This is a genomic window from Hyphococcus sp. (assembly GCF_965267305.1).
GTDB lineage: Bacteria > Pseudomonadota > Alphaproteobacteria > Caulobacterales > Parvularculaceae > Hyphococcus.
Map to the genome: position 1 here is coordinate 4,240,398 of NZ_OZ253945.1, position 15,953 is coordinate 4,256,350.

General features: G+C 60.8%; 11 protein-coding genes. 5 read left to right on the forward strand and 6 right to left on the reverse strand.

Annotated elements, in window-relative coordinates; all coding sequences use genetic code 11:
* Complete coding sequence (locus ACQY5P_RS20520) at positions 1-1,017, reverse strand: LysR family transcriptional regulator (protein WP_428408740.1); 1,017 nt, start codon at positions 1,015-1,017, stop codon at positions 1-3.
* A gap of 78 nt (positions 1,018-1,095) precedes the next feature.
* On the opposite strand from ACQY5P_RS20520, the gene ACQY5P_RS20525 reads away from it, so the two are divergent.
* From ACQY5P_RS20525 to nhaC, 4 genes are read left to right on the forward strand one after another with little or no spacing between them, the layout of a single operon-like run.
* A complete protein-coding gene (locus ACQY5P_RS20525) occupies positions 1,096-2,073 on the forward strand; it encodes a 3-keto-5-aminohexanoate cleavage protein (RefSeq protein ID WP_428408741.1) in 978 nt (325 codons plus the stop codon).
* Positions 2,074-2,076: 3 nt separating this feature from the next.
* Entirely contained in the window at positions 2,077-2,625 is a 549-nt protein-coding gene (locus ACQY5P_RS20530; protein ID WP_428408742.1) for an N-acetyltransferase family protein, read from the forward strand.
* Entirely contained in the window at positions 2,622-5,153 is a 2,532-nt protein-coding gene (locus tag ACQY5P_RS20535; RefSeq protein WP_428408743.1) for a CehA/McbA family metallohydrolase, read from the forward strand. Before ACQY5P_RS20530 ends, ACQY5P_RS20535 begins: the two co-directional genes overlap by 4 nt.
* A gap of 24 nt (positions 5,154-5,177) precedes the next feature.
* Entirely contained in the window at positions 5,178-6,641 is a 1,464-nt protein-coding gene (gene nhaC / locus ACQY5P_RS20540) for a Na+/H+ antiporter NhaC (RefSeq protein WP_428408744.1), read from the forward strand.
* Between the two features lie 2 nt (positions 6,642-6,643).
* Here nhaC and ACQY5P_RS20545 read toward each other — a convergent pair whose 3' ends face one another.
* The 5 genes from ACQY5P_RS20545 to ACQY5P_RS20565 all read right to left on the reverse strand — a co-directional run bounded on the left by ACQY5P_RS20545 (position 6,644) and on the right by ACQY5P_RS20565 (position 14,689).
* The gene (locus ACQY5P_RS20545) at positions 6,644-7,831 is read right to left on the reverse strand and encodes an aromatic ring-hydroxylating oxygenase subunit alpha (protein ID WP_428408745.1); all 1,188 of its coding nucleotides are present in this window, start codon (positions 7,829-7,831) and stop codon (positions 6,644-6,646) included.
* Positions 7,832-7,834: 3 nt separating this feature from the next.
* Positions 7,835-10,294 carry a M16 family metallopeptidase gene (locus tag ACQY5P_RS20550; protein ID WP_428408746.1) on the reverse strand — a complete coding sequence of 820 codons (2,460 nt, stop codon included), beginning with the start codon at positions 10,292-10,294 and terminating at the stop codon, positions 7,835-7,837.
* A complete protein-coding gene (locus tag ACQY5P_RS20555; protein ID WP_428408747.1) occupies positions 10,291-11,916 on the reverse strand; it encodes a phytoene desaturase family protein in 1,626 nt (541 codons plus the stop codon). Before ACQY5P_RS20555 ends, ACQY5P_RS20550 begins: the two co-directional genes overlap by 4 nt.
* 99 nt (positions 11,917-12,015) lie before the next feature.
* Complete coding sequence (locus ACQY5P_RS20560; protein ID WP_428408748.1) at positions 12,016-12,990, reverse strand: SDR family NAD(P)-dependent oxidoreductase; 975 nt, start codon at positions 12,988-12,990, stop codon at positions 12,016-12,018.
* Positions 12,991-13,060: 70 nt separating this feature from the next.
* Positions 13,061-14,689, reverse strand: coding sequence for an alpha-amylase family glycosyl hydrolase (locus tag ACQY5P_RS20565; protein WP_428408749.1), 1,629 nt, complete (start codon positions 14,687-14,689; stop codon positions 13,061-13,063).
* Between the two features lie 37 nt (positions 14,690-14,726).
* Between ACQY5P_RS20565 and ACQY5P_RS20570 the strand changes: the two genes are divergently transcribed.
* Positions 14,727-15,950 (forward strand): glycosyltransferase family 4 protein, encoded by a 1,224-nt coding sequence (locus ACQY5P_RS20570; RefSeq protein ID WP_428408750.1) that lies wholly within the window; start codon positions 14,727-14,729, stop codon positions 15,948-15,950.
* Positions 15,951-15,953 lie beyond the last annotated feature (3 nt).

Genomic DNA, 15,953 nt, shown 5'->3' on the forward strand with positions numbered 1-15,953 from the left:
TCAGGCGTGGGCCGATTGTTTCGGCGCGACCGGACCGCCTGCGCCGTAGACGCGTTCGGAAAGCGGCGTCGCCTCGATGCGCTCCATCAGCATGTTGACGAACTCCTGCTCGGCGCGATTGAGATGGGTTTCGGGATTGGTGATTGCAAAAATGTCGATCTCCGGCGCGCCGTCATAAGGCGGCAGCCGCCATAAAAGTCCGTCGCGCACATCGCGCTCCACGACGTGAACGGGCAGGGCCGCCACGCCGAGCCCCGCAATGGTCATGCGCCGCACTTCCTCGAGATTGTTGGAAACGCCGGCGGGCGGCCAGGCGAAGGCCGCTCCTTCGCGCAGCATGGCGACGGGCCGCAAGACGTCTTCGATACGGTCTGTGTCGAAAGAGACGCTGCGCTCGCCGCGCAGATCCTCGACGGTCAGATCGGAGCGTCCAAACAGCCGATGCGGGGGACCGCAGAAGAAACCGAAATATTCCCGGAACAGATGATGATAATCGAGCGCCGGGTCCTGTTCGCGAACAAGACACACCCCGATGCCGCAGCGCTTGGCGCGAATCATGTCGACGATGTTGCGGCTTGAGTTCACCGTGATGGAAATCGTCGTGTTGGGATAGCGCTGCTGGAACTGGGTCAGCGTTTCATCCACAAGCGGCGTCGTCACATGGGTCGCCATGGCGATGGAAACGGTGCCCGAGACATCGTCCATCTCTTCTTCGAGAATGGCGGTGAGACGTTCGATGGAGCCGAACATCTGCGTCACTTGTTCGTAAAGCGCCTGACCGTGCGCTGTCGGTTCGAAACTGCGCGGCCCGCGATCGATGAGGCGCCGGCCGAGCGTTTCCTCAAGGCGCCGCAGCGCATTGGAAACAGTGGGCTGTTTCAAATCGAGGCGCCGCGCCGCCTCGGTGATGCTGCCCACATCCATGATGACCATGAAGGAGCGCAGGAGGTTCCAGTCAAGCCGCCAGGCGAGGTCTTCCTCGTCGCGCGTAAAGGCGGGATCGTGCCCCGGCGTCATAACTTCATTCCCTTATACTATAATTGAAAAGCTCTCCATTGATTGACAGAATGCCTGAAAAGGGTGCGATCAGGCAATATGAAAAATTCATCAAACGGCGCTTTGCCAGAACAAAATCGCGGAAATTCGGCCCGAAAGGTCATTATCACCTGTGCGGTGACAGGATCTATTCATACCCCGACCATGAGTAGCGCGCTCCCCGTGACGGCGGACGAGATCGCCGAGGCCTCCATCGAGGCGGCGCGGGCGGGGGCGGCGATCATTCACCTTCACGCCCGCGATCCGGAGACGGGCAGGCCCAGCGCGGAGCCGGGCCATTTCCGGCCTTTCCTCGAAAAGATCGCAAAAGAAACCGACGCTATCGTCAATATTTCGACCGGCGGCAGCTCGGTGATGCCCCTCGATGCGCGCCTTGCGCCGGCGCGGGAGATGGCGCCCGAAATGTGCTCGCTCAATATGGGCTCGATGAATTTCGGCACCTTTCCCATGCTCGATAAATATTCCGCATGGAAACATAATTGGGAGCCGGAGCTTCTCGACGCCACACGGCGGACGGTGTTCAAGAATACGTTTGAGGATATTGAGACGATTCTCGAAGACCTCGGTGAACAGCGCGGCGCTAAGTTCGAGTTCGAGTGCTACGATCTCGGTCAGATCGAAACGCTGGGCTATTATGTGAAGCGTGGATTGATCAAGGCGCCGCTCTATATACAGTTTGTGCTGGGCGTGCTTGGCGGCGCGGGAGCAAGCCCCGAAAATCTCGTCGCCATGAAGAATTGTGCCGACCGCGTCATTCCTTGCGAGTATCATTTCTCCGTTCTCGCCGCCGGCGGGAAACAGATGGCGATGGCGGCCATGGGCGCCATAATGGGCGGCAATGTGCGTGTGGGATTGGAGGACAATCTCACCATTGCGCCGGGCGTTCTCGCCGAATCGAACGCCCAGCAGGTGGCGAAAATCCGCCGGATCGTCGAGGATCTGGGGCTCGAAACGGCAAGTCCCGAAGAAACGCGATCCCTTCTTGCCTTGAAGGGCCGGAACAAGGTCAACTTCTGAAATATGGCGAAAGACATCCTCATCCGGGAGGCGGAACCCGAAGACGCCGCTGCGATTCGCGACATGATCGCGGCGCTGGCGCGCGAGACTGGCCGCCCGGACATCGAGGTATTGTCGGAAGAGGAAGTCCGGGCGCATGGGTTCGGTCCGCATCCGGATTTTCGTGCGTTGATTGCCGAGTTCAAAGGCGCGCCCGTCGGGCTTGCCGTTTATTTCAGCGAGTTCTCCACCTGGCGCGGCCGGCGCGGCGTTTACATTCAGGACATCTATGTGACGCCCGACCAGCAGGGCGCCGGCGTCGGGCGCCGCCTCATCAATGCGGTGCTGAAGCGCGCGCGCAATGACGGCGCGGTTTATCTCAGGCTCGCCGCAGACCGGTCGAATGCCGCAGCGGCGCGGTTCTACAAGCGCATCGGTTTTCGCGAAGCAAAAGAAGACCGCATCTTTTTCCTTGAGGGCGAACCTTTCGACGGCCTCGCGGAGAATTTCGCCTGGAAGCCGCGCCTTCCCGTCGCCGCCAATGACGATCCGAAGAAGGAGAGCTCTTCATGATCCGCATACTCACCTCCGCGATTGCGCTTGTACTTTTCGCCACGGGTCCCGCGGGCGCAGAAGGCCGCGAGCCGGTGATGAAACAGGTCGAGGTTCCCCATAATTATTACTGGCGCGAGATGTATGTCCCGCATCTGACCAGCGGGCCGTCATCCCTCGACTGGACGGCGGACGGGAAAAGCCTCGTTTATTCCATGCAAGGACGTCTCTGGCGCCAGCGCATCGGGGACGAGACCGCGCACCAGCTCACAACCGGGGGCGGCTACGATTACCAGCCGGATGTCTCGGCGGACGGGCGCCGCGTCGTTTTCACGCGCTATCTTAATGATGCCTACGAAATCGTCATTCGCGATTTGCGCTCCGGCCGCGAAACGAAGGTGACGGACAACGGCGCCGTCAATCTCGACCCGCGCTGGTCGCCGGACGGCAAGCGCATCGCCTATGTCACGACGGACGAAACTGGCCATTTCCATATCGCCATTGCGTCAGCAGAAAGCGGCGCCTGGAACAGCAAGCGCTGGCTGGAAGAGCGCACAAGCGACACGCCGCGCTATTATTATTCGCAGATCGATCACGAATTGAGCCCTTCATGGTCGCCTGACGGAAAATCTCTGACCTTCATCGCAAATCCGGAAATCGGCTACGGCACAGGCGCGCTTTACCGCCAGCCTGTCGACCTGTCGGCGCCTGCCGAAATGCTGATCAATGAAGAAACCGCCTGGCGGGCGCGGCCCGACTGGTCGCCGGACGGAAAACGCATCGCCTATTCGTCCTTCGAAAGACGTCAGTGGCACCAGCTCTGGATCACCTATGCGGAGCCCGGCGGCTATCCGCTGGCGTTTTCTTATGGCGAGTTCGACATCGACGCGGCGCGCTGGTCCCCTGACGGCAAGCGCATTGCCTATGTCTCCAATGAAAGCGGAACCGGCGAGATCGTCATTCAGGACATGACCGGCGGCGCCAGAGAAAAACTGACTATCGAAGACAAACGTTACGCTGAAGGGATGGGGTCGCTGCAATTGCGCATAGAGGATGAAAACGGCGACGCGACGCCAGCGCGCATTTCAATTATCGGCGCGGACGGCCGGTATTACGCGCCCGACGGCGCTATGATCCATGCCGATGATTACTACGACCGCGCAAAAGCGCCCGCCGAGACAACGTATTTCCACACAGACGGCGAAGCGTTCGTCATTGCGCCTGTGGGCGTAGCGAAGATTACAGTCTGGCGCGGCTTTCGCCATGAAGTGGTTGAAGCATCCGTTGCTGTCGCCAAGGGAAAAACCAGCGTTGAAACCGTTACACCGGAATTCTTGCCGAATGCGGACGCCTTAGACGGCTGGCGCTCCGGCGATGTGCATGTCCACATGAACTATGGCGGCATCTATCGCATGACGCCGGAGAAACTAGCGAAGCAGGCGGATGCGGAAGACCTCGACCTTGTCTTCAACCTGATCGTCAACAAAGAGCAGCGGATTCCCGACATCGACTATTTCACGCCGGAGCCGTTCAATCCGGAAGGAACGGATGCGACGATCCTGCATGCGCAGGAATATCATACGAGCCTTTGGGGCCATATGGGGCTGCTCGGCCTGAAGGACCATTACCTGCTCGGCGATTATGTCGCCTATCCGAAAACCGCGCTGCACAGTTATTTCCCGGATAATCCCACGGTCGCCGATATCGCCCATGATCAAGGCGCGCTTGTCGGCTACGTCCATCCCTTCGATCCGCCGGCGCCGGAACCGACTTCGGATCGCAAACTGTCTCATGCGCTTCCCGTCAACGCCGTGCTTGGCAAGCTCGATTATCTGGAGATTGTCGGCTTCGCCGATCCGCTGATCACCGAAAGCGTCTGGCACAAGCTGCTGAACACGGGGCTCAAAATTCCAGCGGCCGGCGGCACCGACGCCATGACGAATTATTCATCGCTGCGCGGGCCGCTGGGGCAGAACCGCACGCTGGTGAAAGCGGCGGATTCCGAATCCCCGGAACAAGAAGTCGCGGCCTGGCTTGCAGGGCTGAAAGCCGGAAACTCGATCGCCACGAATGGGCCGCTGGTCATGCTGACACTCGACGGCGCCGGGCCGGGTGCCGAACTTAAACGAAGTGCCGGCGCGACTCTGACGTTCAAGGCGGCCCTGTCGTCGATTGCGGCGGTCGATTCCCTCGATCTCATCGTCAATGGAGAAGTCGCACAGTCCATTCCGGTTTCCGGCGAAGGCGCGTCCGCTTCGTTTGAGGGCGAGGTGACGATTGACGAGAGCGCCTGGGTGACCTTGCGGGCTTATTCGAAAACCGCGTCGCCTTATGTGCTCGACAATTACCCCTTTGCGACCACGTCGCCGATCTATGTGACGGTGGGCGGCAAGCCGGTTCGCTCGCGTGATGCCGCCGACCATTTCATCGCCTGGATCGACAAGTTGATTGGGGTCGCGGAGGAGGGCTCCTACAATACGGATGAAGAGCGCGCCGCCGTTCTCGCCAATCTCAAAAAAGCCCGCCGGGAGTTCGAGAAGCGCCGCTAGGACGCACGGAAAGAGGAGCGTCGCATGACGAAAGAAGTTCCATTCGCCATCGCGCTTATTCCGGCGTTCGTGCTCATCGGCCTCATGGGCATGGCCGTCTGGCTTTTTGGCGACGCCTCCGCCGGCGGGCCGGCGCAGATTGTGTTGCTGATTGCGGCCGGCGCCGCCAACATCATCGGTCTTTGCTACGGCATGAAGTGGTCAGCGCTCGAAGAAGCGGTGGTGCATTCAGTATCGCGCGCCATTCCGGCGTCGCTCATTCTTCTTGCTGTCGGCGCCCTCATCGGAACGTGGATGATGTCGGGCACCGCGCCGGCGATGATCTATTACGGGCTCGGCCTCATCAGCCCGCAATGGTTTTATCCGGCGGCGGCGATCATCTGCGCCTGCGTTTCCGTTTCCATCGGTTCATCATGGACGACGGCGGGGACGGTCGGCCTCGCGCTTGTGGGCGCCGCGACGATCATGGGGCTGTCGCCTGCGATCACCGCGGGCGCTGTCGTTGGCGGTTCCTATTTCGGCGACAAGCTTTCGCCGCTGTCCGATTCAACGAACCTTGCGGCGGCGGTGGTGGGTGTGAACCTTTTCGAACATGTGCGGCACATGCTGACGACGACCATTCCGTCGCTGATCATTGCAACGATCATCTTCGCGGGCTTTTCCTTGTCGCAGAGTGGGGAGGTCGCGCCGGTCGAGACAATCGCGCAAACGCGTGACACGCTGAAAGCCGCTTACGATCTAGGGCCGCTCACTATGCTGCCGCTTGTCGCGGTCTTCGGTCTCGCGATTTGCAAATTTCCGCCTTATCCGACCATCGCTGCGGGCGCGCTTCTGGGCGGGCTCGTTGCAGTCGTCAGCCAGCCGGAGATCGTGCGCGTCTTCGCAGATCCCGCGAGCGAACTCCCATACGCCGCCGCCATGGTGAAAGGCGTGTGGCAGGCGCTTTCGACCGGTTTTCAATCGAGCCTCGGCATTGCGGAACTCGACCGCCTTTTAACCCGCGGCGGCATGGCGAGCATGATGACCATCATCTGGATGGTGATTGCGGCTTTGAGTTTCGCCGCCTCCATGGAGGCGACGGGATTGCTGGAGCGCCTGACCGCGCCCTTGCTCAAACGCATTCGCGGCGTCGGTTCGTTGGTGACCGCAACAGTGTTCAGCGCCATCGCCATGAACATTTTCTCCGCGACGCAATATATGGCGATCATCATCCCGGGCCGCATGTATGTGAAGGAATATCAAAAACGCGGGCTGAAACCCGTCAATCTTTCGCGCACGGTCGAGGACGCCGGCACCATGACGTCGGCGCTCGTTCCGTGGACGACCTGCGGCGTGTTCATGGCGGGGGCGCTCGGCGTGCCGACGCTCGACTATCTGCCTTACGCGTTCATGAATTTGCTGAACCCGACGCTGGCGATCCTTTACGGGTTTTTCGGCATTGCGCTGGTCCGCGAAAAGAAAACGGCGCCCGAAGGCGCCGCTGTTTAAAGTCAGGCGTCAAACGCTTCCCGTATCTTGTCCGCTGAGGGTTTTTCCCGGGACTTCGCCACCGGGATCGCTTCGCGCATCTGTTTTGCGAAATGCCTGAGGCAGATTTCAGACTTGCCGAGCGGGCCTTGCGCAAAGGTCATGGACCCCATGCCCGCCTGCACGCGCTCAATCAGGTCCTTGTCCTCTCGGTTCACATTGCGGTTGATGCGGATGTTGAGATAGCGCGCCGCCTTCATTTCGCGCCTGTCGTCATCAAGCGCATAGGCGTTTTCGCGGAGGATGCAGCTGGTTGGCGTCAGCGGAATGAACTGCATGAAGTCGATCTGGTCAGCATAAAAATCGAACATCAGGTTCGGCCACAGCTTGTAATAGGTCCACATATGCTGGCGGTCTTCGGGCAGGTGATCCACATGCGGAAGGATCTGGCGATAAGCGCGGTTCGACCACATCGCCATCTGCTTCGTTTCCACCTGACTGAATATTTTGTGCACATCGCGGTCGATGGTCAGCTTGTAGCTGGAGCCCAAAAGGCCGTGCAGACCGTCATGGGCGATGGGGATGTGCAGCGCGTCCACATAATTGTCAGTGGCGTTTTTCCAGTTCACCTCGCGCAGGCGGTTGCCCACATGCCGCAGCGGCTTCATGTCTTTTGTCTTGTAGAGTTCAAATTCTTCCGCCACCGGCGCCATATACTCGCTCAGCGATTGCCCGCCCGGAACGAAGCGCAGGAAAACAAAACCGGCGAAACTATCCACTTCGACCGGCGTCAGGCCATGGTCGGCCTTGTCGAAATTCTCATACTGATCGAGATAGGGAACGCCGGTCAGCGTCCCGTCAAGCTGATAGGTCCAGGCGTGATAGGGGCAGACGAGGCTACGCCCGCAATTGCCGTGATCGCCGTCGACCATGCGCGCCGCGCGGTGGCGGCAGACATTGTGAAAGCCGCGCAGGACGCCGTCCTTGCCGCGCACGACAAAGGCGATCTCGTTATACATCTTGAAGGTGAGGTAATCGCCCGTCTCCTTCAGGTCGTTTTCATGGCCCACGAGATGCCATGCGGGGAGGAAAATCTTCTCCCGCTCCAGTTCGAAGAAATCCCGATCGTAATAGGTCCAGGCCGGCAGGCTTTGCGCGTCCTGGTCTGCGACCAGCACCGGTTTGGAATGGCGTTTGGCTGTTTCGCTCATGGATTACTCTCCGTTGGAACGGGTTTCGGATGGCAGTCTATCACGGGTTTCGGCGCCTGCCGAGATGACGACGAAATCGCCCCCGGCGAAAGCGGGCAGAACGCCGCGCACCTCGTCCAAGGTGACGGCGTTTACCGCTTCAGCAAACGCCTCAATCGTGGTTAAGCCGGGTCCCGCCCAGTCGCGGGCGATCGCCGCGGTGATTTCCTCATTGCTCTGGGCCGCGCTGATCTTGCGGCCGATGAGGTGGCGTTTGGCCTCGGCGAGTTCGGCCTCGTCAGGCGGCTGTGACACGAAGCGCGCGAGTTCGGCTTTCAGGGTCTCAAGCAAGGCCTGCTGCTTTGCCGGATCGACGCCGATATTGAGGGTGATTAGTCCTGCGCCCCCAAAACGATTAGAGGCGCCGCGATAGTCCGCGCTGATGTAATAGGCGAGGCCTTGCTTGGAGATCGCTTCCTCGCCGAGCCGCCCGCCATACCCGTGGGCGAACATGTAAAGCGCTAGGCGCCAGGGGAGGGCTTGTTCATCGTCAAGCGCCGGAGCCGCAGCCATGTAGCCGAGCGCGGTTTGCGCCTTGTCTTCCGGGATGTGGATCTGCAGGTCGCCTTGGGATGGCGAAAGCGAAAGTTCCGGCATGGCGTCGTTTGGCGCGCCGAAACGATGTTCAAGGGCTGGCGACGCATCCGCGGGATCGATTGGGCCGGCGACGGCGATAAAGGCGGGCTGGGCTTGCTGCGCTGACGGCGCGGTCTGAAAGCGGTCCGCGAAAATCTCTTCGAGTCTTGTATAGGGGTCGGCGCTTTGCGAGGGGGCCTGCAATAGCGGCTCAGCCTTTGCGATACCGGCTTGCATGTCACGCATCATCACATCGAGCTCCGGCGGCAGACCTTTTGCGGCCAGCGACGTTATTCCCGGCGCGGGATCGTTGGCGAGGCAAAGGCTGCACTCATAAAGCCCCGGCAACACGGCCCGCAGGGAAACGGTTGGCGAGAGAGACGAAGGGATGACGATAATGTCGCCCTCAGTGTCGGCGAAGCGGCTGTCCGCTTTGTCGGTGGTGACGGGTTCGCCTGCGCGCGCCGGGGCGGCGGCAATCGTTGTCGCGCTGGCGATCGGCGCGGGCGCGCCATCGGTGTCGGGAACGAACCAGCCGACGGCGCGGCGGTCGGCGTCGAGATAGGTTTTCGCGACGCGCTGAATATCCGCGGCGGTCACCGCTTCGATATTCTCTTTCAAAGAAAGCAATTGATCGAGGGCGCCGATGGCTTCGAAAAAGGCAAGCTGATGCGCTGCGTCTTCTGTGGTTTCAACATCGAAGACAAGTTCGCGTTGCACCGAAGCTTTTGCAGCATTTAAACGCTCCGCACCTGCCGGTGATGCAGCAAGGCTCTCAAGCGCACGCTGTATAGCGCTTTCAATCTCCGCTTCGTCAGTCTTGGCGTCTGCCGATCCGGCGATGAGAAAGACATAACGCTGCGCCGTCGGAATGAACCATGTCCGCAAATCGTCGGTGATCCCGGAGAGCGCCGATCCTTCATTGACAGGGGTTCCCCAGTCGTTTTGGAGAAACGAGACGCCGCTCGAGGCGCCGGCCAGCGCCTGCAACACAAGGAACGCGGGATAGTCTTCGCGGGAGGCGGCGGGCGCGGGATAGGCGATGCGGAAGAGTTTCCAATCGACGGCGCCTTCAAGGCGTATGCGCTTTTCGCCCTGATAATCCGGTTCACTCAGGGGCGGCAGTTGCGGTTGCGCGTCCTTTTTGATTTTCCCGAAAAGCTTTTTGACCTGTTGTTCGACCGCGTCGGCGTCGACGTCGCCCGCCACGGCGAGGACAGCGGTTTTGGGCCCGATTCGCTTTTCGTAGAACTCGACAATGTCCTCATGGGTGATTGCTTCGACATCGCCCTCAAAGCCGATGGTGTTCTTGCGATAGGGGTGAACCTGAAACGCCGCGCCCATGGTCGCGTCGAAAAGAATGGTCGAGGGGTCGTTGGCGTAACCGTTCATCTCGGCGATCACGGCGCCGGTTTCGGCATCGACGTCATCGGGGTCGAGCGTCAGCCGCCCGAGCCGGTCCGCTTCGATACGCAATAGAAGATCGAGATCATCCTTCGGTGCGGTGGCGAAAAAGGTGATGTGATCGATCCAGGTATAGCCGTGCCATTCGCCGCCCACGGCGTAAATGTCGCCGGCAAGCGATGTGCCCGGAAAGTTTTTCGACGAGCGGAAGGCCATGTGCTCGAAGAAATGCGCGAGCCCCATGCGCCCTTCCGGGTCGTCGCGCCCGCCGGTCTTGTAGGCCATCTGCACGCTGACGACGGGAAACGCGGGCTCTTCGAGAATGAGCAGCGTCAGGCCGTTGTCGAGATGCGTCACGCGAACGCGGGTCAGATCGATGGCGTGCGCGGCGCCGGGCGCGAGAACCAGCGCCAGAAAAATCAGTCTGTGCAGAAGACGCTTCAAAGCGCGGCCGCGCGCATCTGTGGCCCGCGCCCCTTTCCGATATCGCGCAGAATTTCCCGCGCAGCGTTATGGCCGGGGAGGCCGGTGACCCCGCCACCCGGATGCGCGGACGAGCCGCACATGTAAAGCCCTTTGAACGGTCCGCGATAATCGGCGTAGCCGAGCACCGGCCGGGCGCTGAAAAGCTGATCGACGCCAAGCTGTCCGTGGAAGATATCGCCGCCGACCAGAGACAGCTTGCGCTCGAGGTCGAGCGGAGACAGCGCCATGCGCCCGATGACCGAAGATTTGAAGTTCGGCGCATAATCGTTGATCGTGTCGATGATGAGATCGGCGACTTCGTCGCGATGATCGTCCCAGCTTTTTCCGTTGGGCAGTTCCGGCGCGAAATGCTGGCAGAACATGCTGGCGACATGTTGCCCCTCGGGCGCCAGCGTGTCGTCGATGGTCGACGGAATGTGCATCTCGATGACCGGCTTTTTCGCCCAGCCATGGCGGCGCGCATCCGTATAGGCCGTGTCGAGATAATCGAGGCTCGGCGCGATCATGATGCTCGCCTTGTGATGGATGCCGACGCCGTTCGAGGGAAGCGTCGTAAAATTCGGCAGTTCGGAAAGCGCCACATTCATCCGGAAGACGCCGGAGCCTGAGCGCCAGTTGCGGATGCGCTCGGCGAATTCTTCGTCGAGGGCGTCTTCGGGGATGAGCTTGCCATAAAGCAATTGCGGATGAATATTCGATGCCACGACCTTCGCGCGGACCGGCGTTCCGTCTTCGAGGACGACGCCCGCGGCGCGATCGTTTTCGAGGATGACTTCTTTCACCGGCGCGTCGGTGCGGATCTCGGCGCCGGCTTCCCTGACCGCCGCGGCCATGGCCTGCGTGATCGCGCCCATGCCGCCGATGGCGTGGCCCCATGCGCCCTGGACGCCGTTCACCTCGCCGAAGACGTGATGCAAGAGGACATAGGCCGAACCCGGTGTGTAAGGGCTGCAATAGGCGCCGGTGATGGCGTCGAAGCCGAGAATGCCCTTGATGCAATCGAGTTCGAACCAGTTGTCGAGAATTTCGCCGGCGCTCTTGCCGAAAAGATCGATCAGATCGCGCTGGCCTTCGATGCCGAGCTTGTGCGCGCGTTTCGCCAGCATCGCCGCGGAGAACATGTCACGCACGCCGCCGCCGAGATTGGGCGGCGTTTCGAGCAGCGTCGAGCGGAAGAGATCGACGAGACGATCAAGACGCTCGTGATAGGCGGGATAGGCCTCTGCATCCTTCGGCGACAACCTGCGAATGGTTTCGATGTTCTGTTTGTCGTCGCGCCCGAGCAGCAGATGTCCGCCATCGAGCGCAGGCGCAAAATAGGAGGCGGGGCGAATGACGACTTTCAGCCGGTGGCGCTCAAGCTCCATCTCGCGAATGATCTTCGGATTGAGAAGGCTCACCGAATAGCTGGCGACCGAATTGCGAAAGCCGGGGTGAAACTCCTCCGTCACCGCCGCGCCGCCGACAATGCCGCGCTTTTCGAGGATCAGAACGCGCCGCCCGGCCTTTGCGAGATAAAAGCCGCAAACCAGGCCGTTATGGCCCCCGCCAATAATGATCGCATCGTATTGAGCCGTCATGCGCCGCCGTTCTTTCCGGGAATGCCTCTATTCACAAAGGGAATAAAATCCCTTGTTTTTCAGTATATTACGGGCGTCCCGGAAAGGGAAGGGCGGGCCTTAATAGCGCGCATAAGCACGCCGCCACTCGGCGAAGCGTTTGAGGCCTTCTTCGATGGGCGTTGATGGATTGAAACCGTAATCGGCGGCGAGGCGCGCCACATCGGCATAGGTTTCTTTCACGTCGCCGGGCTGCATGGGCTGCATGTCTTTGACAGCTTTTTTTCCAAGCGCCTCTTCGAGTGCGGCGATGAAATCCATCAGCGGCACGGGCGTATGGTTGCCGATATTGTAAAGCCGGTGCGGGCGATCCTCGCCGGAAAAATCCGGCGCGCGCTCCGCCATGCGTTCGATCGCCTTGGTGACGTCGTCCACATAGGTGAAGTCCCGGCGCATGTCGCCGTGATTATAGACGGGGATAGGCTCGCCTTTGAGGATTTTGTCCGTAAACGTCCAATAGGCCATGTCCGGGCGGCCCCATGGCCCGTAAACGGTGAAAAAGCGCAGACCGATCTGTTGGAGGCCGTAAAGATGCGCATAGGTCGAGCTCATCAGTTCGTCGGCGCGTTTCGTTGCGGCGTAGAGCGAGACGGGCGCGTCCACGAGATCCGTTTCGCTAAAGGGCGTCTTCGTATTGCCGCCATAGACCGAGCTCGACGAGGCGTAGATGAGATGGGAGAGGCCCTTCGCATGCCGGCAGGCTTCGAGCACCGACAGGTGGCCAGTGAGGTTCGAGCGCGCATAAGCGAACGGGTTTTCGAGGGAGTAGCGCACGCCCGCTTGCGCCGCGAGATGGATGACGACCTCGGGCGCGGTTTCCTGCACGAGCTTTGAAAACGCTTCGGCGTCGGCGATGTCGATCTCATGGACCTTCGCCGCATCGCCCAGTTCCTTGACGCGGGCGCGCTTCAGCGCAGGATCGTAGTAATCGTTGAAATTGTCGGCGCCGACGACGCGCCATCCGGCCTGCGCCAGCCGCGCCGCCGTATGAAAGCCGATAAAACCGGCCGCTCCGGTGATGAGAACGGTCTTCACCGCGCATCCTTCATTTGCCCCGCTCGCCTATATGGCGGCATCCGGCGCGAAGGCCAACTGCCGGGCGTCGTTAAGGGGCGCTTTTGGCGATAAAGCCGGAAAGGCCGGGCAGGGTTCTGGGCGACGCTTGATCGTATGCGGCGCTAAGGAGCACATCGTGCGCTGGCGTCAAAGCATCGGGCATGGCGCAATCCTTGCGGCCGAAATTTAAAACGCAAATCAATCGTTCTTCGCCGTGAGTGCGGCTGAAAGCGAGCACATCTTCTGGCGCATCCAGAAAGCAGAGATCGCCGCTGCGAAGGGCGGGGCTGTCTCGCCGTAGCCTGAGGGCGGCGCGGGTGAAATTGAGAACGGAGCCTTTGTCCTTTTCCTGAACGCCGGCGGCGAGCGGGAGGTGACGGGCGTCCATGGGCAACCATGGGGGATTTTGGGGGACGCCGCTGGAAAATCCCCCCCACTTCGCCGCTTTTTCCCACGGCATGGGCGTTCGCGCCCCGTCGCGGCCGAGCGTCGCCGGCCAGTTTGCGATGGCTTCAGGGTCCTGCAGCGCCTCGAAAGGCACGTCCGCCTGGGGCAGGCCCAGCTCTTCGCCCTGATAGAGAAAGACATATCCACGAAGGCTGAGCAGCAGCAGGAGGTAGAGTTTCGCCGCCTGTTTTGGGTCCACGCCGTCAGCCCAGCGCGAGATGCAGCGCGGCGCGTCATGGTTGGAGAAGGCCCATGAGGGCAGCGCTTCGCTCGGGCCGCCCGGCCAGCTGGAGAGGGAGCGTTTCACAAGCCCCGGCGTCAGGTCGTCCGCATAGAGAAAATCGAAATTATAGGCGGTGGTGAGATGTTTGTCGCCCGCTGTGAAGGCTTTCATTTCATCGAGCGGGTGCGGTCCGACCACTTCCGCGACGGTGAAGATGTTCGGGTATTCGTCCGTGACTGCCCGAATGCGTTCGAGAAATTTCGGAATATCGGCGTGCGACTGGTTGTAGAGGTGATCCTGAAAGTCGAACGGGCGCGACGGTTTCTTCGCGCCGTATTTCGCGGGCGGATTGTCACGCAATTGCGGGTCGTGCATGGCGAAGTTCAGCGCATCGAGACGGAAGCCGTCGACGCCGCGATCAAGCCAGAAGCGCGTCACCTTCAGCAGCGCATCCTGGACCTCGGCGTTGTGCACATTAAGGTCGGGCTGGCTGACGAGAAAATTATGCAGGTAATATTGCCCGCGCCGCGCATCCCATTCCCATGAAACGCCGCCGAAAACGGACATCCAGTTATTGGGCGGCGACCCGTCCGGTTTCGGATCAGCCCAGACATACCAGTCGGCTTTGGCGTTGGTGCGATCCTGACGGCTTTCTTGGAACCATGGATGTTGATCGGAAGTATGCGAATAAACCTGATCGATGATAATCTTGAGGCCTAACCTGTGCGCCTTTTCAATCAGCGCATCGAAATCGGATAGCGTTCCGAAAAGCGGGTCCACATCGCAATAATCAGCGACGTCATAGCCGAAGTCGCGCATGGGCGAGGTGAAGAATGGCGACAGCCAGATCGCGTCGACCCCGAGACTTGCGACATAATCCAGTTTTTCCGAAATGCCGTTGAGATCGCCGACGCCGTCGCTGTTGGAATCGCGGAAACTGCGCGGATAGATCTGATAGATCGCCGCGCCTTCGGGCCATGGATCCGGGTGCTGCGGAATGCGGGACATGATAGGGTAGATGACGTGCGCCGGAGAGTTGCGTCAATTGGCTTTCCGGCAGGAAGAACAGGGCTATGATCGCGGCCCCATGACGCGCTTTGAGAAAACCGTTTTACAGGTCGTGCCCCGCCTCAATGCGGGGGGCGCCGAGCGTACGACGCTGGAAATCGCGGACGCCGTCATCAGAAATGGCGGGCGGGCGCTGGTGTTCACGGAGGGAGGACGGCTCGAGGAAGCGATCCGCAATGCAGGCGGGGAGATTATTCGGGGGGCCGCCGCCTCTAAAAACCCGCTGACCATGTGGATGAACGCCAGCCTATTGTCGGATATCATCGCCCGCGAAAAGGTCGACATCCTGCACGCCCGCTCACGGGCTCCGGCTTGGAGCGCCTGCTGGGCGGCGCGGCGCACCGGCACCCCCTTCGTCACCACCTATCATGGGGCCTACAAGGCGGCGGGACCGGTAAAGCGATTTTACAATTCCTCCATGTTGCGGGGGGACCGGGTGATCGCCAATTCTCACTTCACAGCGGACCGGATCGCCGGCCTCGGCGCTCTCGACGCGAACCGCATTGCCGTCATTCCCCGCGGGGTTGATATCGATCTCTTTGATCCGAAAAAGATTTCCGCAGACAGGGTTAATGCGCTCGCGGCCCAATGGGGGATTGGGGAAAACCCAGGCTTCAAGCTTTTGCTGCCCGCGCGGCTGACCGCCTGGAAGGGGCATGAAACGGCGGTCGCGGCTATTTCGGCCCTGATGGCGCGCCGGGAAAGGCCCGGCGCCACTGGCCAAATCCCCGCTTTGACGCTAGTTTTTTGTGGGGGTGCGCAAGGCCGGGACGCATATGAGCGGCGCCTGCGCACGGTGGTTGAAGAGTCCGGGGTCCGCAGCATGATCCATTTCGTTGGCGATTGCGCCGACATGCCCACAGCTTACGCGTGGGCGGATGCGGTTTTGTCGCCGTCGACGGAGCCGGAAGCGTTCGGCCGCGTCGCGGTCGAAGCGGGCGCAATGGCGAAGCCCGTCATCGCCGCAGATCATGGCGGCGCGCGCGAAACGGTCGTCCATCGCGAGACTGGATTTTTGGCGGCGCCGGGCGATGCGAAAGTTTTGGCGCGGACGATCGAAACTGTCGCAACCATGAGCTATACGGCGCGGCGGGTGATGGGAGAAAAAGCGCGCGAGCGCGTATCGAGCCTTTTTTCTTCGGCGGCGATGTGCGACGCGACCATCGGGACTTATCGCGCATTGCTGGCGGAAAGGGCGTAACGG

Excerpts from the sequence above, each read along its gene's own strand:
- nhaC (WP_428408744.1), top strand. The coding sequence starts at position 5,178 with ATGACGAAAGAAGTTCCATTCGCCATCGCGCTTATTCCGGCGTTCGTG.
- ACQY5P_RS20530 (WP_428408742.1), top strand. The coding sequence starts at position 2,077 with ATGGCGAAAGACATCCTCATCCGGGAGGCGGAACCCGAAGACGCCGCT.
- ACQY5P_RS20555 (WP_428408747.1), bottom strand. The coding sequence starts at position 11,916 with ATGACGGCTCAATACGATGCGATCATTATTGGCGGGGGCCATAACGGC.
- ACQY5P_RS20525 (WP_428408741.1), top strand. The coding sequence starts at position 1,096 with ATGAAAAATTCATCAAACGGCGCTTTGCCAGAACAAAATCGCGGAAAT.
- ACQY5P_RS20520 (WP_428408740.1), bottom strand. The coding sequence starts at position 1,017 with ATGACGCCGGGGCACGATCCCGCCTTTACGCGCGACGAGGAAGACCTC.
- ACQY5P_RS20535 (WP_428408743.1), top strand. The coding sequence starts at position 2,622 with ATGATCCGCATACTCACCTCCGCGATTGCGCTTGTACTTTTCGCCACG.
- ACQY5P_RS20545 (WP_428408745.1), bottom strand. The coding sequence starts at position 7,831 with ATGAGCGAAACAGCCAAACGCCATTCCAAACCGGTGCTGGTCGCAGAC.
- ACQY5P_RS20565 (WP_428408749.1), bottom strand. The coding sequence starts at position 14,689 with ATGTCCCGCATTCCGCAGCACCCGGATCCATGGCCCGAAGGCGCGGCG.